Here is a 20,653-nt window from a genome sequence, read left to right on the forward strand (position 1 = left end):
TGTATGAAGCTTGATAGGAAAAAAGAACTGGTTGATATAACGCTTGATTTTATAGGGGAGGGTCTTGAAGAATCAGAAGAAAAGAAGCTTGTTGCAGCTATAAACGAGCTATGTGATGGACCTGCTGATTTTTGGTTAAACATTGGCGTAATAATTGGCGGCCCTTTTTATTATGTTTTAAAATCATGGATTTTGGATAGCCTTCGTGATGACAGAAGGATTTTTTTTGTTTCTGAATCGGGCTACTATATGTTTCAGGTGTTCAAAAGAGCGGGAATTGATAACATTGAATACTTGGATATGACCGAAATAGAAGAGGATAATCAAGGCTTGTTTGATTCGGATGCATATGTGTTTTGCTGTGATTGGAATGGGAGTTTAATAAATCATATTGATAGATTAAAAAAAGATGCTTTATGTGATCATGAAACTTATTATCTATGTCCCGGAATACTGAATTCTGAAGACAGTATCAAAAATGTTCATGGACAACGATATAAAACATACTTCTTTGATTTCTATAAAGATTATGGGTTTCAAAGAGATGTAAAAAACAATATTGATTTATTTGAGATCTTATTTTCTGCACCAAATGTCGGACACTTGTGCGGTGAGGACAGGATAATATTTGGGAAATTATATGACAATGAGTCGAAGCGCAAATTTCTGGAAGGTATTTTTACTTATTTTGATGCTGTTGAGAGGGTAGCGGAGAATGGCAAGACAAGAGTTACTCACGATATGTTAATCGGATATTTGGGGAGAATGGGCCTTGATCTCAATGAAGAAGCAGTAGATAAAAATACGGAAAAAACTATACCTGAGGAAGGAGAGTATCATCTGGAGAATGAATATGACCTGATTAAATATCGTAGATGGCTTAGGAAACATCAAAAACCAGAACGTGAAATTGAATTAGAGTATCAGCCAAAGTTTTCCATAGTTGTTCCGGTTTATAATACTGCTGATGATCAACTTAGAGGCGCAATAGATTCTATTTTGAATCAGACATACAAGAATTATGAAGCGATATTGGTTGATGATTGTTCTACGTGGGAAAATGTAGTTCCAACGCTAAAAAAATATGAAATAAATGAACATGTAAAGGTCATCTATAGGCAGAGCAATGGTCATATTTCAATGGCCACCAACGATGGAATTGCTTTAGCAAAAGGGGATTTCCTGGTTTTCATGGATTGTGATGACCTGATTGCCCCAAATGCATTTTATGAGATGGCAAAAAAATTAAATGAAAATCCCGATTTGGATTTCATATATACCGATGAAGATAAGATAACAGAAGATGGAAAAATCAGACATATGCCTTTTTTTAAACCCGATTGGTCGCCGGATCTGTTCTGGAGTATGAATTATACCAATCATCTGTCAGCATATAGAATGGATGTTGTCAGGAAAATAGGAGGTCTACGCTCTGAATACAATGGATCTCAGGATTATGACTTTGTGCTTCGGTTTATGGAACACTCTGATAATTCCCGAGTAGGTCATATCAGTAAGATACTGTATCATTGGAGGGAAAGAAAAGAGTCGGTTGCCTTTACAATGGGCTCTAAGAACTATGCTGTCAATGCTGCAAAACGCGCAAAGGAAGATGCTCTGAAAAGGAGAAATATTGCTGGCCATGTGGAGTTTATTAGTGATGTATCTCAGTATCGTGTGGTATATGATCCAGTTGATAATCCTGGGGTCAGTATTATTATTCCATCGAAAGATAATTATACTATATTGAAGCAATGTATTGACTCTATTAAGGCGGTTACTACATATAAGAACTATGAGATATTGGTTGTGGATAACGGTAGTTCTGAAAATAATAGAAAATTGATACATCGATACCTGACCGAAAATGATTGCAAATATGTATATGAAGAGTTCCAGTTTAATTTTTCTAAGATGTGCAATATAGGTGCAGAAATAGCTCAAAAAGAATATTACTTATTTTTAAATGACGATATTGAGATTTTTCAGGAGGACTGGTTGGATCGGTTGGTTGGACAGGCAATACAGGAAAATGTAGGAGTAGTTGGTGCCAAGCTTTTCTATCCAATGTCAACCATCATTCAACATGCAGGAGTTGCTAAACTTAAAGAAGGACCGGGACATAGCTTTGCGGGAAAAAATGATAAATACGTATATTATAACCAATTTAATAGATCTGATTACAATGTAAGTTGTGTTACAGGTGCGTGTCTTATGATCGATAAGGAAGTATTTAATCAGGTCGGAGGATTTGATGAAGGTTTCGCCGTGGCATATAACGACGTAGACCTTTGCTTCAAGGTTCATGAACTTGGATACTATCTTGTTATAAGACAGGATGTATATGCCTATCATTATGAGTCCTTGAGCAGAGGTTATGATTTTGATGATGATGATAAGTTTTTCAGACTATCGAGAGAACTACAAAGATTGTATAGACTACATCCTTTGTTAGTAAACAGAGATCCATTTCTTAACCACAACCTTCATTGCTATTACGGAGAAGAGATTGATTTAAGTAATAATATTGATGAAGTATCTGTTTTAGATGATTTTGGCTCTGTGCCACATACTAATGCTCTAATTGATAAGGTGGTGATGGAGAATGAGATAAGGATTTATGGATGGGCATTTCTTAATGACAGGACAGATAATGCTGATCTTGAGAGAAATCTTATTTTTGAGGATATATATGGATATAAGTATAAGGCTCCGGTGGTGAATGTAAGAAGGAAAGATCTGGTTGAGGCTTTTGGAGGTCGTAAAGATCTATTGATGTGTGGATTTGAGTGCATCGTTGACACAAATAGTATAAGGATGGACGTGATTCCGTATAGACTTGGGATTCAGATAATTGACACAGAGGGAATATCTCACATTTATTGGGAAGAAAACTACAGGCCAGTGATGAGAAAATCAAGTTTTAGAAGGAAATACTGTTCACTTAGAGAATTGACTGATTTTGATTTTCATGAGCATACGTATGATATAAGGTATTATTTTGATACTTTGGGAAAAAGTGATGAGGGAGTACGATTCAACGGTTGGGCGTTCTGCAATGGGGATAAGCATTACCAGTATAAAATGTCGCTTATTCTTCAAACTGATGGTGGACCTGTTTATGAGTGTGAGCTTCTTTCAAAAGAACGATCGGATGTAGCGATTGCTATACCTGAAGTGAAATTTTTATGTAATAGTGGATTTGATGCGACTTTTTCAGATGTGTCGTTTAAAAAAAATAAGACTTATAATATGATTTTGAGATTTATTAATGTAGTAAGAAACGATGATATTCAAGATATAAGAGTTGGTGAATTGGATTTGTAATGCTAACTATGAATTGGCGGAGAATCTTCAAATAGAAAGTAGAATACAATGAGAAAAGTTGCAATGTTATTAAATAATAAAATATATGTGGTTCTGACAACAATTCTGTTTTTTATTGACATAGCTATTTTTAGTATGACTGTTAGAAATCCGAATTACGAAAAATTCAGATTTGAAACAGTATTAACCACGGAAGATAGTTTTCCTTTTCAGTTGTATTATGAAGATAATTTAGATTTCAATGAAGAAAAATCTACCGCGATAAATGTAAAGGAGGGAAAGAGTACAGTATATTTTGAAATTCCGATGGAGATGGATATTAATCATCTTCGTTTGGATTTAGGATATGGCAGACATACTATTATTATCCATAATATGTCCGTAATAATAGGGGCGAAGACATTCGAATTAGAGATAAATAAAGTATTAGATTCAAGAATTCAGAATGATGCACGTGTGAAGCTTGAGTCGTCCGATAGGTTAGTTGTTTATACAAGTGGTGATGATCCATACATTTGTATTGATATTACCAATTATGAATCGATTAAAAGATACATAGATATTCTTAAGATAAGAACTGTAGTATGCGCTATTATTTACTGTATAATAATGGATTTATTTGGATTATTGGTGCTGATATGTTTATCCTATAAGCCAAAACATAATGAAATAAAAAGACATGGGCTATATCCTGAGCAAAAGATTTTGGTACTTATTGTATTTTTGATTTGTCTGTGTGGTGGGATAATGATATCCACCAAATACTGTCCTGATGAGTATGCACGTTTTATTTTAACAGATTACATTTTTCGCACAGGAAGGCTTCCGAAAGGGTATGAAAAAGATGTTATTATTCCCGGTTGGGGATTTTCATATGCATTAAGACCATATTTGACATCTTTAATAGGTGCCTTCTTTATGAGAGTGGTTTCTGTTGTCACAGACAATCCTAATGTAATTGTTACGATGTCACGCATGCCAAGTATAATTGCAACGTTATTCACGTGCTACTATTGCTTGAAAATCGGTAATGAAATTTTTGAAAAGAGAATAGCATCTTTTGCCTTTGCAGTAATCACTTGCTTTGTTCCACAGGTTATGTTTTGCGGAATGTATTTAAATAACGATTCCTTATCATTAGCCGCAGTAGCAATGGGAGCATATTATTTAGTAAAAGGGCATAAAACGCATTGGGATAAAGTAAGCAGTGTTGGGCTGGCAGCATCATTTGCTTTATGTTTATTATCATATTATACGGTATGCGTATGGATAGCTTTTGCATGTTGGTACTGTATAGTTTCGTGCTTATCAGATAAAACAATTGATAAGAAAGCTTCTTTTATGATTAAGCGAGCTATTTTTATAGCTGTTATTACTTTCTGTCTTTCAGGTTTGTTTTTTATTAGAAACGGATTATTACATAATGGAGATTTTCTTGGAATTGCATCTGAGGAACTGTCACGACAGGAATGGATTAAACAAGGGAAAGATTTAATTCGCTACAATCCGGGTGTAGAGAGTAGCAATTCGATATCAGACATGGTATTTAATAACGATGCCGGATGGATTGTTGACACTACAAGAAGTTTTATAGCGTGTTTTGGATACTTAAATGTACCTATTCCAACTATACAGTACGGAGAGTATTATGCTTTGATTATTTTTGCAACCATGATGTTTGTTTTGATAATGATTAGTAAAAAACACAACATGTTATCGTATATGATTTTTGCCAATTTTGCTTTATCAAGTTTCTCTGTAATTATATTGTCAGTTATGCAATCCTACTATCGTGATTATCAGCCACAAGGAAGATATATTATTATAGTTGCATTGCTTATCGGCTTTGTATTTGGCATTGTAGCAGAAAACATATCTATTACCCTGGACAGCAACAGTAGTATTGGAGACTCAAAAAATCTCTTGATAAAGAATATGGTGACAATAATTATTATTGTCCTATGGATTTTCCAGTTTGTACGCATATGGTTCGAATCTATGACGAAAATGATTATCTGAAGAAATAGTAGGAGACCAACTATGAAAAATTGTACTATACAAGGATACCCAATATTATGGATAGTGATTCCGTGTTACAACGAAGAATCTGTGCTGCCACTTACGGCAAAGCTGTTTAAAGATGAGCTTGAGCTGCTGATAGATACTCGGAAAATCAGTGATAAAAGTAAAGTATTGTTTGTAGATGATGGTTCAACTGATAAGACATGGAATATCATCAATGAACTTGCTGGTTTTGATGAACATTATATAGGGATCAGAGAGAGCCGGAACAGAGGACACCAGAATGCTATTCTTGCCGGTATGATGGAAGCAAAAGACAAATGTGATATGATCATCTCCATCGATTGTGACGGGCAGGATGATATTTCGGCCATGGGTGAAATGGTTGATAAGTATCTGGATGGCGCAGAAGTAGTATATGGGGTTCGTAACAGCAGGAAGAAGGATTCGTTTTTTAAACGATTTACAGCAGAAATGTTTTATAAGTTTCTGCGTATCATGGGTGCAGAAGTTGTTTTTAATCATGCAGATTATCGCCTGGTAAGCAGTCTGGTTCTTGATGGTTTTTCGGATTTTAAAGAAGTAAATCTCTTTCTCAGAGGAATGTTTCCGTTGGTGGGTTATAAGAGTGATATTGTGTGCTATGAAAGGCAAGAGAGGATGGCTGGAGAGAGTCATTATCCTTTAAGAAAGATGCTTCATTTTGCATTGGAAGGAATAACAAGCTTCTCTGTAAAACCTATTTCCCTGATTGCAGGTTTGGGTGTTATGGTGAGCATTTTGGGATTTATCGGTGTGATATGGGCGATAGTATGTGTGATCATGCATAAAACAGTTGCGGGCTGGGCATCTATCGTATGTATCTTGTGTTTTTTAAGTGGGATACAGCTTTTCTCTATTGGAATTCTGGGAGAGTACATCGGAAAGATATACCTTGAGACAAAACATAGACCCAGATATTTAATATCCGAAAAGACATGGGAGAAATCCGAGAGGAAATATAAGGGATGAAGAAAGAACGGTGTGACACTGTCAGTCATATCCGTGAACTCAGGTGCGGACATAAAGAGTAACGGACCTATGAAGAATCATAGCTGTTTACTTGTATTATATATATTATGATATTATAATGAAACAAAAGTTATTAACTTACGAGTTATTAACTTTTGTTTCATTTTTTGATGGGAGTATTTGTGATGATTGGTCGCCAAAATGAATTACAACGTCTTGAAGAAATGTATAACAGTTCTAAGTTTGAATTTCTTGTGATGTACGGGCGCAGGCGTGTAGGAAAGACAACGATTCTGCAGGAATTTTCCCGTAGTCATAAGACGGTGTTTTTCTCTGCACAGGAAAAAAATGATACATTGAATCTCAATGATTTTTCAAAAATCATACAGTTTCATTTTGATAAACATTATATCGCAGCTTTTCCGGGATGGGAGGAAGCATTTAAGTATATAACGGTGCGAAGTGCTTCACAGCCGGAGTCTAAAGAAAAAACGGTCATAATCATTGATGAATTTCCATTTATAGCAAAGCAGAATGCTTCAGTAAAGAGCACTTTACAGCATATCATAGATCACGAATGGAAAGATACCAATCTTATGCTGGTCTTATGTGGTTCAAGTGTAAGCTTTATGCTAAATGATGTAATGGGATATGAGAGTCCGCTTTACGGAAGAGCTACATCAACTATGGAAGTTTTACCGTTTGACTATAGAGAAAGTGCTGACTTTTTCCGGAAATATACAAATGTTGAGAAAACGATAGCATATGGAATACTGGGAGGTATTCCCAGATATCTCATGGAATTTTCTGATGACCGAAGTATCCGGGAAAACATACGTGACCATGTACTTGCATCAGGTGCATTCCTATCGGATGAGCCATCGGCAATGCTGCGTATGGAGCTTCGCGAGCCGGGGGTTTATGCAAGCATTCTTGAAGCAATTGCAAACGGACATAATAAGATACGGGAAATCGCCAATAAGATTCATGAAGACAGTGCAAAGGTAAGCAAATATATAGCAATATTAACAACACTTCGGTTAGCAGAGAAACAATCTCCATGTGGTGAACCGGAAAACAGTAAGAAGGTTATATATAGTCTGACAGACAATTATTTTCGTTTTTGGTATCGTTATGTGTTTCCAAATAAGAGCTATTACGAAATGCTGGGTCCTGAGGAAGCTGCGGCGGAAATTGAAGAAAATCTCAATGATTTTATGGGACCGGCATTTGAAAATATATGTGTACAGTATCTGAAAAGGATGGCCGGGCTTCGAAAATTACCATTCGTTCCGTATCATATAGGAAAGTGGTGGGGAAATAATCCTTCTTTACGGGCACAGGATGATGTAGATATTCTTGCCATAAACAAAAAAGGCGATGAAGCACTGTTTTGTGAATGTAAATTCACAAACAAGCCAATGCCGATGGAAGAATACGACGATCTGATAGATGCGGCAAAAGCCTTTCCCGGAATCGCGAAAAAGCATTTTATGTTTATAAGCAAGAATGGATTTTCAGCTCCAGTTTCCGAAAGAGCAAAAACAGAGGACGTTAAACTGCTGAGTATTGATGATCTGTATGAATGACATCACCTTGACTAAATTGGTCAATAATAATGCAGTATTAGTGTCTGCTTAAATAAGTGTAAATTTAGTACGTAGAATACCTGAAATACAGCATGTTAATTATGTTAGTATAGGAGTTGATAGTGAAGAAATGAGGTGAACTTACCATATGTTAAAGACAGTCGGACTTGGATTACAGGATTATGAAAAGGTCATAACAGAAAAAGCCTTTTACGTTGATAAAACAAATTTTATAACTGAATGGTGGAATAGTAAGGATGATGTAACATTGATCACCCGTCCGCGTCGTTTCGGAAAAACACTGATGCTGAGCACGGTAGAGAAGTTCTTCTCGGTGAGACAGGGAAATAATGTCGAGCTGTTTAAAGGACTAAATGTTTCCGAAGACACAGAGATGATGAAGGAGTGCGGCAAGTGGCCGGTACTTTTTGTCTAAGAAGGAAAATACGAGAAGATTTATCAGAAGACTGAAGGTATTTGAGGCTGAGATCGACAGCAGGGATTATGATTTTATTAACTTTGGAGCGGAGCTTGACAGATATCTCCTTCAGAATGATGTGAAGTCCTCAGAGAAGAACCGCATTCGTCTCACTATAGAGGAGACAGTGCAGCAGATACTCCTTCCGAAGTATCCTAAGCCGGACATCCATGTGGCAGTGGAGTACTCCATGCAGGATGATAGCACAGAAATCACTTTTACCTATGGTGGAGAAAAATTCGACATCAGAGATACGGACAATGAGCTGTCACTTTCCATGGTCGAGAATTCGGCCGAGAAGATAGAATACAGCTGCCGTGAAGGGGAATCGCCGGCGAATGAGGTGAAGATCCTGGTGAAGAAGACGGAGTAAGAAATTAATATAATGAATCACGAGTTAATAACTCGTGATTCATTAATCATATTCAAACATGCCTTGGATGGCATCAGAAATGTTCATAATGTCAGAGTAAGGAATATTGTCTATTTTTGAGCAACCTCGAACTGTTGGGTCTATGAGTTTTATTTGTTCACAGATAACGGTTCCGGTTATTCCTTTATTTCCGGAAATCTCTATATGAAGAGGACCGGTTGTAATATTCATAATAGGGCATATATGAAATACACCGGTTGCTTTTATAAAGGCATTTTTACTGACTATTAAGAATGCTTTTTTGCCGTAGCCACTGATTGAAATGATGTCACCCTGACTAAAGCTTATCATAGAATCTCCTTTCCAACAGGTTCACCCCAATCAAAATCGCATACGGTTATTTCTCCATTATACTCTGCAAGCCTTTCTTCAAAAGTTTTGTGCTTGAAAGATTTGCGAAGTACTATAGAGTCTTTGGATATATCTATATCCAGCACATCAGATATAGCGAGCCCCATTTTATCCAGAATATCTTTGGGAATGCGTATTCCCTGGCTATTTCCCCAAGACCTGATAGTTACTTGTGACATAGTGAAATGACCTCCTTTGGTATAATGTGTATATACGTGTTATACCAAAGGATGGGGAAATCTACAATTAAATTAATGTAAATTTTTCTTTAAACGGAGAATATATGAAACACAGCTTTGTAATTGCAGCAGATAAAAGCAGTTCCGGGAAGACCACATTGACGTGTGGTCTTATTAGTGTGCTGAAAAAAAGAGGGTTTAAGGTACAGAGCTTTAAATGTGGTCCGGATTATATAGATCCGATGTTTCACAGAGAGGTGCTTGGTGTTCCTTCTGCTAATCTTGATAGCTTTTTTGTGTCAAGGGAAATGTTGAGAAGAATTTATGCGGAAAGAACTGAGAAGGCGGATATTTCTGTGATTGAAGGAGTCATGGGCTTTTATGACGGGCTGGGTGGAGTTTCATCAGAAGGGTCCACTTGGGAGATTGCAAATATCATTGACTGCCCGACGGTGCTTGTAATGGATTGCAAAGGGGCAAGTGTTTCAATAGCTGCACTTATCAAGGGGATGTTGGATTTTACTAATGGTGATTCTGGAATAAGGGGATTAATTCTCAACAGAGTATCACCTATGTTTTATGATAGGCTGAAGGGAGTAATCGAAGATAATTGTCCTGAAATTAGAGTTCTGGGCTATATGCCTGAAATGAAGAATCAGAGAGTTCCGTCACGACATTTGGGACTTATCGAGCCGGGGGATATGGAGGATTTCAATTCCTGGATAGAGGCTGTCAGTGAACAGCTTGAAAAAACAGTTGATGTTGACGGTCTTTTGGAGATTGCCGGGACAACGAAATCCGGAAAGCTGACGGAAGAAAAGATTTCTGAGTTTAAGGCTTCTTACTATACCAGCCAAACCTCAAGAGAAGATGATTCAAAGTACAAACTGAATACTAAGATAAAGCTTGGAATAGCCGAGGATGAAGCTTTCAATTTTTACTATCAGGAAAACCGTGAGCTTTTGGAGAATATGGGGGCAGATATAGTGACCTTCAGTCCGTTACATGACGAGAAGCTGCCTGAAGATTTGGATGGAATCATCATCGGAGGCGGATATCCTGAGCTTTATGCGGATGAACTTTCTGCCAATGCTTCCATGAGAGAAGCATTGGCCGCAGTCATAAAAAGCGGGTTACCGGTTATTGCAGAGTGCGGCGGGTATATGTATCTGAATAACTCGATAAAAGTATCTAAAGAGGAAGCTTTTGATAAAAAGGCGGCTGATAATGAAGATGCCGGCAGGAACAGTACAGAAACAGAAAAAAAACACCATATGTGCGAAGTATTCACCGGAGATGCAGAAAAGAAGGAAAGGCTTGTCCGTTTCGGTTATATTTCCGCAGAGACTAAGGCTGCCGGTCTGTTTGGCGAAGCGGGTACAGTTCTTAAGGGTCATGAGTTCCACAGATATGATTGTGAATATAACGGGGATGGATTCGTGCTGACAAAGCCAAAAGCCGGAAAGCAGAGAAACATCTTAGATTTTGAAAAGAAGGATTATAGTGTTGGAACCGGAAGTTCCGCTTCATATGAAGGAATATTCTATGGAAAAACCATGTCCTGCGGCTGGCCGCATTTTTACTACTACAGTAATCCGAAAGCGATTTTTAGTTTTATGAAATGTTGTGAGAGATATCATTTTGAACGGGAGGCTCAGAAAAAATGGGATGGGATAGCTAAGCCTATCGATAGTCTCGGCGTTCTTGAAAAGCAGGTTATAAAGCTTTGTGGGATACAAAGAACTCTAACTCCGTCTATAGATAAAAAAGCGTTGGTGGTGCTCTGCGGAGATCATGGCTGCGTAAAAGAGGGCGTGTCTCAGACCGACAGTTCTGTAACAAGAAAGGTGGCAGACAGCTTTGCAAAGGGGAAGGCTACAACTGCCATCTTTGCCGAAAAAAATGGAGTTGATGTATATACTATCGATGTGGGGATGATAGGACCGAGATATAGCGAAGGAGTAACTGAGGATACTGAAGGTGAGAATAAAGATGAATCTGTAAAAAATTCCGAATATAGATCGGATTCAGAATTAAATCATTATTCAGAAAGACTTTCCCAGGGTAAAGTAAACGACAGACGCCTTCAGAACGGCAGTGGAAATATTGCCACAGAACCTGCCATGAGCCATGAAACCGGTGAAAAAGCATTGCAGCTCGGTATGGTCATCGTTCGCGAGCTTAAGGAAACCGGTTATAAGATCATTTGCACAGGAGAAATGGGAATCGGAAATACCACTCCGACTGCAGCATTACTTGCTTATTTTATGGGAAGTAATGAAGAAGAGGCTGTAGGTTACGGAGCCGGACTCAGTGAAGAAGGGCTTAAAAGAAAACAGGATGTGGTTAGAAGAGCACTGGAGAGGCTCGGGAAAGAGCGCGAAGGTCAGGCAGGACTTCAAGACATCGCACAAGATGATTTTAATCGGTTAAATGATGAAGCGGTAAATAAAACCATAGATGTTGTTTCCGGGGAAAAAGTCAAAGTTATTTCGGCAGCAACGGCTAAGGAAGGCCTCTTTCAGATCGGGGGCATGGAAATAGCCGTTATGGCCGGAATGTTCCTTGGTGGAGTTAAATATGAGGTTCCAATTGTGATTGACGGTATCATCTCAACCGCAGCAGCCCTCGGCGCCTATATGATTGATGAGAGAGTCGCGGACTATGTATTGGCATCCCATGTATCGAAGGAAAAGCTTCCACGAAAAGCTCTCGAAAAAATGGGACTTCGTGCCATAATCGATGCAGAAATGTCCTTGGGAGAAGGTTCCGGAGCAGTCCTTTTGATGCCGATACTTTCTTCAGCGGTGGAAGCCTTCAACCGTATGGGGACTTTTTCTGATATAAAGGTAGAAGCGTACCGGAGATTCCAATGATTCAGGAATGTCGAATCAGGTATGATAATATGATTTTATATCCGTAACATAGAAAATGTTATCGTGCAGAAATAATGTTATTTAGTGGTCATGACAGAGAGGCTGAAATAATGTACTATTTGATAACCGGTGGAGCCGGTTCGGGAAAATCTGAATATGCAGAAGATCTGGCGTTTTCACTGACAGAGAATGGTGATAGTCTTTTTTACATTGCCACCATGTTTCCTTATGATGATGAAGAAACGAGAAAGAGGATAGAGAGACACCGGAACCTTAGAGCGGGAAAGGGATTTGTTACCATTGAGCGATCTGTTGAGATATCGAAGGTTTTGGATGAGATAAAAATGTCCGGAAGTGAGAATACAAATGATAATTCAGTTCAGGATTCAATCAGCTTATCTGACTCATGCCGGTATTTGAAATCTTCAATAGTTCTTCTTGAGGATCTCACCAACCTTTATGCCAATGAATGCTACCAAACCAATGGTCACCCGCATAAAATCACTGAGCCTCTCAGAGAACTTGCTGCTAATGTCAAAGCTCTTATAGTTGTCACCAATGAGCTATACTGTGACGGCAATCAGTATCCGGAAGAGACTATGGGATTTCTGAGAGAGCTGGCATTAATAAACCGGAGCATAGCAAAAGACGCGGATAAAGTTTTTGAAGTTGTGGCAGGTATTCCTGTTGGTGTAAAATAAATGCCTTAAAACAATATGTCAGCATCTGATATATAGGAGAGATTGGGCTTGAAAATGATTTTTAAGTTGATTTCCGGGTCAACTATAGTCTTGTATCAAACCTATGCTTGCCTGACTCATGGAGGTGAAAATGAAGGAGATTGTTCCTGAGAGAATATCGCTATACAACATTATCGCAGAACTATGCGCTTATCTGGAGTCTGTCGGTAAAAGTCATTTTATCTTCTACAAAAGTCTCTCTGATAAAGAGTTAAGGCGTATTGATGATCGTATCGTTAAAGATACTTTTCTCAGTTTAAGCGATAAAGGAAAGTATCTTCCGATTTTTGAGCCGGATCTCAGTCCTGAGTACGTTGATAAACTCTATAGCTTTAAAGATAAAATATTCGCAGAAAATGACAAAAACGCCGTCATCAGATTTTTACAGGCTCTGGATGAAACTGTTTCCGTGCTTCTATATGATGAACGTGAAATCCTTGAAGGAAACAGGGTTTCCTCAGAAATCAATACAAACAGAGCATCCACGGGGATATCCCTGTTTCCCAAGATGAATTGTGTATGGTCAAGAAAAAACAGGCAGACATTTTCGTACAAACGTATAGACAGTTATCTCAGGTATCTGCTGGTAGTTCAGGATATTCCCGGAATAGAAGCAGAGCATGTATTTATAAAAAAAGGATCATTTCCCATATTCGATAAAACCAAAAAGCTTAATGTTGCAGCTTCTCCTATCAGCGCAAAAACCAATTTTGATCTGAATTATCATGGTTTAGATGATTATCTGGTTTTTGACATTAAATATAATGAATCCAGAATTAAGAGTGATAATGACCTGGTCTGGAAAAAGATCACGGAAGCAGGGAAACACGGGAGTGAACTGATCGTTTTCCCCGAGATGCTTGGAAATCCCATGATGGAGACTTTTATCCGGGATAAACTGAGTACATTGAATGATGAGCAGTTGGAACAGATTCCTGTACTCATGGTTTTGCCATCCTGCAGCGTGGATGGACTGAATTATTCTCCGGTTTTGGACAGATATGGTCATGAGCTCACAAGACAGTGTAAACATAACCCGTTTTTTCATAAGTTAAAACAGGGAGAGTACAGGGAATATCTGAGACCCAATAATAAGATAACCATCTTTCATTATGAAGGCATAGGTCGCTTTGCTGTAATGATATGCAAGGATTTCCTGACCAATGAGTATATGGAACGTATAATGAGAGGATTTATGCTTACAATGATCATATCTCCGGCATATTCAACCGGATCCCATGATTTTAAGCTGTCCCTGGATTTATGTGCACATGATGATTGTAATGTCATCTGGGTCAATACCTGTGCGGCACTGATACCAGGAAAAGAAGATAATTTTGAAAATATCGGATATATCAGAAAGAGAATAAACAGATATCAAAGTGAAGAGGAGGCTACCTATCGGATGAAATCCTGCAGGAAACTGCTGATGGGTGGATGTGATCATAACTGTATCTATTATGACAGCTTTGGGGCAATATAAAAAAGAATCTCCAAAGTCCTGAGGGTTATAAAAATGTCGGTCAGAAGAGTTGAGGCTCTTCTGACCGACGTTTTGATTAATTTGATAACGGTATTGTGTCCATTATAAATTACGCTCACCCGGTGCGATCTGATTTTTATAAAGCTTATTGCAGGCGACCTGTTCCAGGTCCGAAGTCATCCTGATACTCATAGAATTTGTTTAGAGAAAGATCTCCGTAAACCCAAAGGAAACAGAAGAGCTGTACTCTGGCGGACATCTTTGCGGTCTTAAGGAGCTCTTTTACTTCCTCCTTGTTAAACCATGCTGCATGGATTTCCTCGGTGTCCGAATCAATTCCCTGTATTTCACCGTCAACGATGGCTATAACGCAGGAAGTGGATTCGTTGGAAATGCCGATGGCATTGAAGCTGCTTGCCAAACGGACTATACGCTTAACGAAGTGAAGACCTGTTTCTTCCAACAGTTCGCGCTTTGCGGCTTGAGTGGGAGTCTCGCCTTCATCAATGAGGCCTGAAGGGAAATTATATACCCAGTCACCAACAGCCGGGCGGAACTCCCTGTTAAGCAGGATACGATTATGATCACGGGAAATACCGATTATACTTACGGTTTTACTTCCCCAGCTGGAAAGCTCTTCCAGTGATGTGATATGTGGATTGCGGCTTGCCATTTCATAAGTTATTTCTTTATGATCATCGGTTTCATACAGGACATCATACCTGTGAAGAAACTGTCCGCCTTCAATGTGCTTAATACCTTTGAACTCCATATAAACCTCCCCATTGCTTAAAAATGTCACATTGTTTAGTAGTCGGCTGCTTCACCCAGAAAAACGTACATTGAAGGGCTGATACAACCGGGATATAAATAATTTTTGGATCACGAATCCTAAGTGCATCACTTGGACTTATATTTCATAATATATATAATAAACTCATATGGCCTAAAAATATACCTAAAAATAAACGGTTTGTTAATTTTTTATCACCGACATATTTATTATGTGTTGAGCTTATAGAGGAGAATCGGCTAAATGACAGATTCATTTATTATCGCTTTTTCAACCTATTCAAGGATCCCCATGCCGAAGGCAGACTGGAATGATAAGAGCATGAAGTATGCCATGTGTTTTTTTCCTATGGTCGGGGTAATCATTGCATTTCTTGAGCTTCTAACATGGAGGGCAACCATATCTCTCCATACTTATAACATGATTACGGCATTTTTTTTACTTTTGGTTCCTGTGGCAGTGACAGGAGGCATACATCTTGACGGGCTTTTCGATACAGAGGATGCACTTCACAGCTACGGTGACAGAGAGAAGAAGCTCTCTATTTTGAAGGATCCCCATATAGGAGCCTTTGCCGTGATCTTTGGGGTAATGTATATGCTTGGAGCCTTTGCACTTGCAACAGAGATAGACATAGAAGCGCTGATTGCCGTGTGTTTCGGTTTTGTGATTTCAAGAGAGCTGAGCGGGCTCAGTGTTGTCAGCTTCCCGAAGGCAAAAAAGGACGGAATGGTCAGCGAGTTTTCAGAGAATGCGGATAAGAATGTGAAGACTGTGCTTCTGGCAGAGCTTTTTGTGACGGTTCTTTGTATGTTTTTGTTTTACATATTTGGGAATATTGAGCTTGCGTATCCGGCAGTGACATTGGCAGCAGCAGTGATTTCATTTCTTAGATATCGATACAGGATAGTGCCTCAGTTTGGAGGAACCACAGGGGACTTGTGCGGATATTTTCTGTGTAATTGCGAGTTTTTGATTTTACTTGCCAACATACTTGCTTCGAAAATCATAGAGTTTTTTTAGAGCTTAAAGCAGATATTTCTGGACTTACGTAAAGCTTTTAGATGTGTATCATCATTTTGCAGAACGAAATTCAGAAATCAGAACGATTCAGGTGCATGGAGGAAATATGGTTCTTATAATAGGCGGTATGTGTCAGGGAAAGCATGACTTTTGTAAAAGCGAATTTCCGGATGCTGAAGTGATAGAGCATTATGAAGAAAGGATTCGTGAGGAACTTGGGGAAGGAAAGGGTCCGGTTTCGGAGGCGGAGAAGTGGCTTGATGAAATATCAGCCACTATGGAAATTGATGGTACTGATACAGCCGTTCATTTATCCATGGATTCTGAGAACCGGTTTAAGGAACAAAATCCACGGGAACTTGTCATCATCATGAACGAAGTAGGATCCGGGGTTGTACCCATGGACAAGGATGAACGGGAATGGCGTGAGGCAGCTGGACGAGTCAGTTGCTTGTTTGCTAAGAGAGCCGACAGAGTTTACAGGTTACTTGCAGGGATTCCTCAGAGATTGAAATAACCTTATCAAAACACATCAGGATGACTTGAAATATAAAACATTATTTAGACGGGAAATAAAATGTACGAACGTATAATAATTCTTATCATGGCACTGATACTTGACCTTGTTTTCGGAGATCCCCATAACTGGTTTCATCCGGTTATGGCTATGGGACGAGCCATCGAGTGTCTGGAAATAATTCTGAGAAAAATGTTTAAGCTTTCCGAAGAAGCGGAAGAGGATAAAGAAAAAAAGCGCATTGCCGGCGGGATACTTGTAGTGATAATGTTGGTGGTATTTACAGCGATACCCCTTATCATAATCCACATAAGCCGCATGTTCGGGGAAAACATTTCCTGTGCCATAAGTGCGTTTCTCGCGTACCAGATGCTGGCCATGAAGCAGCTAAAGATAGAATCAATGAAGGTGTTCAAGGCGCTTCAAAGAAAAGATCTAAAGGGTGCCAGGGAAGCAGTTTCCATGATCGTCGGAAGAGATACAAAACAGCTTAACGAATCCGGAATCACAAAAGCGGCAGTAGAAACCGTGGCTGAAAATGCCTCCGACGGAGTTGTGGCACCGCTCCTTTTCATGATGGTTTTCGGAGTTGCCGGCGGCTGGTTCTATAAGACAGTGAATACCATGGACTCCATGATCGGCTACAAAAACGAAAAATATCGATATTTCGGAACCGCCGCTGCAAAACTTGATGATGTGATGAATTTCATTCCTGCGAGAGTGACCGCACTTTTCATGGTCATAGCCTCAGCTTTTCTTAACCTCAACTGGAAAAATGCCTTTAAAATCTGGATGCGTGATGCAAAAAAATCAACAAGCCCGAACTCCGGACAGACTGAAGCCGTCATGGCAGGAGCCCTGGGTGTAACTCTCCTTGGTGATGCCCGGTACTTCGGAAAGCTCGTGAAAAAGCCGGAAATCGGAGATAAGCTCAGAGATATAAAACCGGAGGATATCGAAACTGCCAACAGGGTGATGTATCTTTCAGTATTCATGATTTATGTTATAGGGATTTTGATTATTAAAGAGGTAATGGTGAGATTTGGACTGATATGATTTTCTTTTAGGTAAAATGAAAGTAAAATAATCGGATTAAAAGTAATATGTGTAATGCTTGTGCATACTATATCAATGGTATACATTAAAGGAAATACTTCATAATTCCGATTCTAACCGATTGGAATTCCAATCGGTTAGAACCAAACGTGGAAGACTTATATTAATTCCAAAGCTTTTGAAGGATGGTGATTCAAATGCTGATTAAAGAATTGAGAAAAATCACTGGATTGTCTCTTGATTACTGGCACCTTGATACGGGATATATGTTAAGCTTTAATTTCAATAAAAATAAAGAACAAGGTGTGAAGCTCGTTGAGATAGGCAACAAGGTGCTGTTTGAAGGGACGGTATAACAATGCAAACACAACAAAAACTTTCGTTTACATCAGATTATATGGAGGGAGCGCATCCTGAGATATTGGAAAGACTGACAGAGACTAATCTTTTGAAAACCACAGGATATGGTTTGGACGAGATTTCGGAAGCTGCAAGAGATAAAATAAGAGAGGCCTGCGAGGCTCCGGAGGCGGATGTATATTTTCTTGTTGGGGGAACTCAGGCTAATGCTACAATGATTGATGCAATGCTTCGTCCATATCAGGGTGTAATGGCGGCAAAAACCGGTCATATAAGCGGACATGAAGCAGGCGCTATAGAGGCAGGAGGCCATAAGGTACTGGAGCTTCCTCATCATAACGGAAAGCTTGCAGCGGAAGATATAAAAGAATGCATCAAACGATATCAGGAAGATGATAACAGAGACCATACCGTTATGCCGGGAATGGTTTATATTTCACACCCAACGGAGTATGGGACATTATATTCACTCAGCGAACTTAAGGATATCAGCGAGATATGCAGGGCTTATGATATTCCGCTTTATCTGGATGGCGCAAGACTTGCTTATGCTTTGGCGTGTCCTGAGAACGATGTGACTCTTCCTGATCTGGCAAAGCTCTGTGACGCTTTTTATATTGGTGGCACGAAGTGCGGAGCCTTGTTTGGGGAGGCAGTAGTCATCCCTCAGCATGATCGTATACCGCATCTTTTTACAATCATAAAGCAGCACGGTGCACTTCTTGCCAAGGGACGTATTGCGGCGATACAGTTTGAAACACTGTTCACTTCTGATCTTTACAACAGGATCGGGGTAACAGCGATTAAGGCTGCTGACAGGATAAGGAAGGCCCTTAGGGAAAAGGGTTATGTTTCTCCGATTTCTTCCCCCACAAATCAGATTTTTGTTACTTTGGAAGACAAAAAAGCTTCAGAGTTAAAAGAAAAAGCTCAGCTCGGTTTCTGGGAAAAGCCGGATGATAAGCACACGGTTTTACGTATTGTTACCAGCTGGGCTACAGAGGATGAAGATGTAGACAGACTTATCGATATTCTTTGATGGAGTATTGTCAGGCATATCTTATTAATGAAAATGGTGTTAGTCGTCAAATGTGGTGGGCTTGTAACACCATGAAAATATACAGAAAGATGGGTTTATCCATCGGAAGATTCGATTTCAAGTTTGTATAATAAACTACATTTGGGAGATTTAAATTGAATTACAATCATGGAGGAGACATATACGGAAATAAGGTTACGCTGGATTTCTCTGTGAATATAAACCCTCTTGGGATGCCGGAATGCGCAAAGGAAGCTGCCGTAATAGGTGTAGAACTAAGCACCGGCTATCCTGATTGGGAGCAGAGGGAGCTTAGACATGCGTTATCGAAATATCTCGATGTACCCGGAGAAGATATACTTTTTGGCAACGGAGCTTCGGATCTGATCTATCGACTTATGATGGTGCTGAAGCCAAAAGAGGTTCTGGTTCCGGACCCATCATTTTCTGAATACAGATCAGCGGCGGAAAAAGCCGGTGCAAAGGTTCTGGACTTTATTCTAAAGGAAGAGGATTCCTTTCGCTTTACGGATGATGCAGTGGCTGCCTTTATTGACAGAATAGAGCACCTGGCAGCAGGGTCTGCCGTTTTTTTATGTAATCCGAATAATCCCGATGGAAGCATGATTCCAAAGCGGATGCTCCTTCGCATTTATGAAGTCTGCGAGAAGAAATCTATATGGCTCATAGTGGATGAATGTTTTCTGCCATTCAGTTCCCGTGAAGAAGAGTATTCGTTGATTCCTAACATCAGGAAAAGAGCAAATGAATTAACAGACAGCAGTTTTGATGATCATGAGAACGAGAATAGGGATGATGATCATCTCATCGTCCTCCGGGCATTTACGAAGATATATGGTATGCCGGGGCTAAGACTTGGATATCTGGTCACTGAGAATCCGGATCTGATCAGAAAAATAAGAGAAGCTATGTCACCATGGGAGATTAATACACCGGCGCAGATGGCGGGTGTGGCAGCTCTTTCGGATGGCGATTATCTCAAGGAAACGAGACGAATGATAAAAGAAGAACGGAAATATCTGATAGATGAAATCCTGAGAAACGGACTTGCTGAAAGGATATATAATCCCGATTCAGAAGCTAACTTCATTCTTTTCAAAGTTTCGTGCAATTCAAAAGACCTTAAGTACAAACTGAAGGAAAAAGGGATACTGATAAGAGACTGCAGCGATTTTTCAGGGCTTGATGGAAGATTCTTCAGGATCTGTGTCCGCAGGCATGAGGAAAATGCTGAGTTGATAGAGACATGGAAGAACATAAAAAATGTAGCTTGTAAAGGTTTTAATAATATAAATAATATGCTTTAGATTCCTCAGAAATCAGGAATACATTGGCATTGCTTTGAATTTTTATCG

General features: G+C 39.2%; 18 protein-coding genes. 15 read left to right on the forward strand and 3 right to left on the reverse strand.

The genetic code is table 11. The annotated features are described in order from the left end of the window. Positions 1-3 precede the first annotated feature (3 nt). From BLV86_RS09735 to BLV86_RS09760, 6 genes are all read left to right on the forward strand, one after another. Positions 4-3,327: a glycosyltransferase family 2 protein gene (locus tag BLV86_RS09735; protein WP_090816583.1), complete on the forward strand. Its 3,324-nt coding sequence runs from the start codon at positions 4-6 to the stop codon at positions 3,325-3,327. Between the two features lie 48 nt (positions 3,328-3,375). Next, complete coding sequence (locus BLV86_RS09740) at positions 3,376-5,346, forward strand: glycosyltransferase family protein (protein WP_090816585.1); 1,971 nt, start codon at positions 3,376-3,378, stop codon at positions 5,344-5,346. 21 nt (positions 5,347-5,367) lie between these two features. Next, on the forward strand, positions 5,368-6,360 hold the full coding sequence (locus tag BLV86_RS09745; RefSeq protein ID WP_090816588.1) for a glycosyltransferase family 2 protein: 993 nt from the start codon (positions 5,368-5,370) through the stop codon (positions 6,358-6,360). 185 nt (positions 6,361-6,545) lie between these two features. Next, entirely contained in the window at positions 6,546-7,949 is a 1,404-nt protein-coding gene (locus BLV86_RS09750) for an ATP-binding protein (protein WP_090816591.1), read from the forward strand. A gap of 148 nt (positions 7,950-8,097) precedes the next feature. Further along, a complete protein-coding gene (locus tag BLV86_RS09755) occupies positions 8,098-8,385 on the forward strand; it encodes an AAA family ATPase (protein ID WP_090816594.1) in 288 nt (95 codons plus the stop codon). Beyond that, positions 8,378-8,800 (forward strand): hypothetical protein, encoded by a 423-nt coding sequence (locus tag BLV86_RS09760; RefSeq protein ID WP_090816597.1) that lies wholly within the window; start codon positions 8,378-8,380, stop codon positions 8,798-8,800. Before BLV86_RS09755 ends, BLV86_RS09760 begins: the two co-directional genes overlap by 8 nt. Positions 8,801-8,842: 42 nt before the next feature. Here the strand turns inward: BLV86_RS09760 and BLV86_RS09765 are convergent, their stop codons facing one another. Next, the gene (locus tag BLV86_RS09765; RefSeq protein WP_090816600.1) at positions 8,843-9,151 is read right to left on the reverse strand and encodes a type II toxin-antitoxin system PemK/MazF family toxin; all 309 of its coding nucleotides are present in this window, start codon (positions 9,149-9,151) and stop codon (positions 8,843-8,845) included. Beyond that, positions 9,148-9,390, reverse strand: coding sequence for an AbrB/MazE/SpoVT family DNA-binding domain-containing protein (locus tag BLV86_RS09770; protein ID WP_090816606.1), 243 nt, complete (start codon positions 9,388-9,390; stop codon positions 9,148-9,150). The genes BLV86_RS09765 and BLV86_RS09770 overlap by 4 nt, the downstream gene beginning before the upstream one ends. Positions 9,391-9,494: 104 nt before the next feature. Here BLV86_RS09770 and BLV86_RS09775 point away from each other — a divergent pair, with 104 nt between their 5' ends. From BLV86_RS09775 to BLV86_RS09785, 3 genes are all read left to right on the forward strand, one after another. After that, on the forward strand, positions 9,495-12,266 hold the full coding sequence (locus tag BLV86_RS09775) for a cobyrinate a,c-diamide synthase (RefSeq protein WP_090816608.1): 2,772 nt from the start codon (positions 9,495-9,497) through the stop codon (positions 12,264-12,266). 110 nt (positions 12,267-12,376) lie between these two features. Beyond that, positions 12,377-12,967 carry a bifunctional adenosylcobinamide kinase/adenosylcobinamide-phosphate guanylyltransferase gene (locus BLV86_RS09780; protein WP_031552508.1) on the forward strand — a complete coding sequence of 197 codons (591 nt, stop codon included), beginning with the start codon at positions 12,377-12,379 and terminating at the stop codon, positions 12,965-12,967. 130 nt (positions 12,968-13,097) lie between these two features. Further along, positions 13,098-14,489 (forward strand): carbon-nitrogen hydrolase family protein, encoded by a 1,392-nt coding sequence (locus BLV86_RS09785; protein ID WP_031552505.1) that lies wholly within the window; start codon positions 13,098-13,100, stop codon positions 14,487-14,489. A 145-nt stretch (positions 14,490-14,634) separates the two neighbouring features. Here the strand turns inward: BLV86_RS09785 and BLV86_RS09790 are convergent, their stop codons facing one another. Beyond that, a complete protein-coding gene (locus tag BLV86_RS09790; RefSeq protein WP_090816611.1) occupies positions 14,635-15,261 on the reverse strand; it encodes an NUDIX hydrolase in 627 nt (208 codons plus the stop codon). A 264-nt stretch (positions 15,262-15,525) separates the two neighbouring features. On the opposite strand from BLV86_RS09790, the gene BLV86_RS09795 reads away from it, so the two are divergent. The 6 genes from BLV86_RS09795 (at position 15,526) to BLV86_RS09815 (ending at position 20,605) form a co-directional block, all read left to right on the forward strand. Then, positions 15,526-16,305 carry an adenosylcobinamide-GDP ribazoletransferase gene (locus tag BLV86_RS09795; protein ID WP_090816614.1) on the forward strand — a complete coding sequence of 260 codons (780 nt, stop codon included), beginning with the start codon at positions 15,526-15,528 and terminating at the stop codon, positions 16,303-16,305. Between the two features lie 106 nt (positions 16,306-16,411). Continuing rightward, positions 16,412-16,822, forward strand: a complete 411-nt coding sequence (locus BLV86_RS18280) for a bifunctional adenosylcobinamide kinase/adenosylcobinamide-phosphate guanylyltransferase (protein ID WP_242873281.1) — start codon at positions 16,412-16,414, stop codon at positions 16,820-16,822. Positions 16,823-16,882: 60 nt separating this feature from the next. After that, on the forward strand, positions 16,883-17,878 hold the full coding sequence (cbiB, locus tag BLV86_RS09805) for an adenosylcobinamide-phosphate synthase CbiB (protein WP_090816617.1): 996 nt from the start codon (positions 16,883-16,885) through the stop codon (positions 17,876-17,878). Positions 17,879-18,075: 197 nt separating this feature from the next. Beyond that, the gene (locus BLV86_RS17820; RefSeq protein ID WP_175456497.1) at positions 18,076-18,234 is read left to right on the forward strand and encodes a hypothetical protein; all 159 of its coding nucleotides are present in this window, start codon (positions 18,076-18,078) and stop codon (positions 18,232-18,234) included. A gap of 2 nt (positions 18,235-18,236) precedes the next feature. Further along, entirely contained in the window at positions 18,237-19,277 is a 1,041-nt protein-coding gene (locus BLV86_RS09810; protein WP_090816620.1) for a threonine aldolase family protein, read from the forward strand. Between the two features lie 155 nt (positions 19,278-19,432). After that, positions 19,433-20,605, forward strand: a complete 1,173-nt coding sequence (locus BLV86_RS09815) for a pyridoxal phosphate-dependent aminotransferase (RefSeq protein WP_049962392.1) — start codon at positions 19,433-19,435, stop codon at positions 20,603-20,605. The last annotated feature ends 48 nt before the right edge of the window (positions 20,606-20,653 follow it).

The sequence above is a fragment of the Oribacterium sp. KHPX15 genome (genome assembly GCF_900107835.1).
GTDB lineage: Bacteria > Bacillota > Clostridia > Lachnospirales > Lachnospiraceae > Oribacterium.

Bases quoted from the DNA above. Each gene is read 5' to 3' on its own strand.
- BLV86_RS09750 (WP_090816591.1), top strand. From the start codon at position 6,546: ATGATTGGTCGCCAAAATGAATTACAACGTCTTGAAGAAATGTATAAC.
- BLV86_RS18280 (WP_242873281.1), top strand. From the start codon at position 16,412: ATGGTTCTTATAATAGGCGGTATGTGTCAGGGAAAGCATGACTTTTGT.
- BLV86_RS09765 (WP_090816600.1), bottom strand. From the start codon at position 9,151: ATGATAAGCTTTAGTCAGGGTGACATCATTTCAATCAGTGGCTACGGC.
- BLV86_RS09740 (WP_090816585.1), top strand. From the start codon at position 3,376: ATGAGAAAAGTTGCAATGTTATTAAATAATAAAATATATGTGGTTCTG.
- BLV86_RS17820 (WP_175456497.1), top strand. From the start codon at position 18,076: ATGCTGATTAAAGAATTGAGAAAAATCACTGGATTGTCTCTTGATTAC.
- BLV86_RS09810 (WP_090816620.1), top strand. From the start codon at position 18,237: ATGCAAACACAACAAAAACTTTCGTTTACATCAGATTATATGGAGGGA.
- BLV86_RS09790 (WP_090816611.1), bottom strand. From the start codon at position 15,261: ATGGAGTTCAAAGGTATTAAGCACATTGAAGGCGGACAGTTTCTTCAC.
- BLV86_RS09785 (WP_031552505.1), top strand. From the start codon at position 13,098: ATGAAGGAGATTGTTCCTGAGAGAATATCGCTATACAACATTATCGCA.
- BLV86_RS09755 (WP_090816594.1), top strand. From the start codon at position 8,098: ATGTTAAAGACAGTCGGACTTGGATTACAGGATTATGAAAAGGTCATA.
- BLV86_RS09745 (WP_090816588.1), top strand. From the start codon at position 5,368: ATGAAAAATTGTACTATACAAGGATACCCAATATTATGGATAGTGATT.
- cbiB (WP_090816617.1), top strand. From the start codon at position 16,883: ATGTACGAACGTATAATAATTCTTATCATGGCACTGATACTTGACCTT.
- BLV86_RS09780 (WP_031552508.1), top strand. From the start codon at position 12,377: ATGTACTATTTGATAACCGGTGGAGCCGGTTCGGGAAAATCTGAATAT.
- BLV86_RS09795 (WP_090816614.1), top strand. From the start codon at position 15,526: ATGACAGATTCATTTATTATCGCTTTTTCAACCTATTCAAGGATCCCC.
- BLV86_RS09775 (WP_090816608.1), top strand. From the start codon at position 9,495: ATGAAACACAGCTTTGTAATTGCAGCAGATAAAAGCAGTTCCGGGAAG.
- BLV86_RS09735 (WP_090816583.1), top strand. From the start codon at position 4: ATGAAGCTTGATAGGAAAAAAGAACTGGTTGATATAACGCTTGATTTT.
- BLV86_RS09770 (WP_090816606.1), bottom strand. From the start codon at position 9,390: ATGTCACAAGTAACTATCAGGTCTTGGGGAAATAGCCAGGGAATACGC.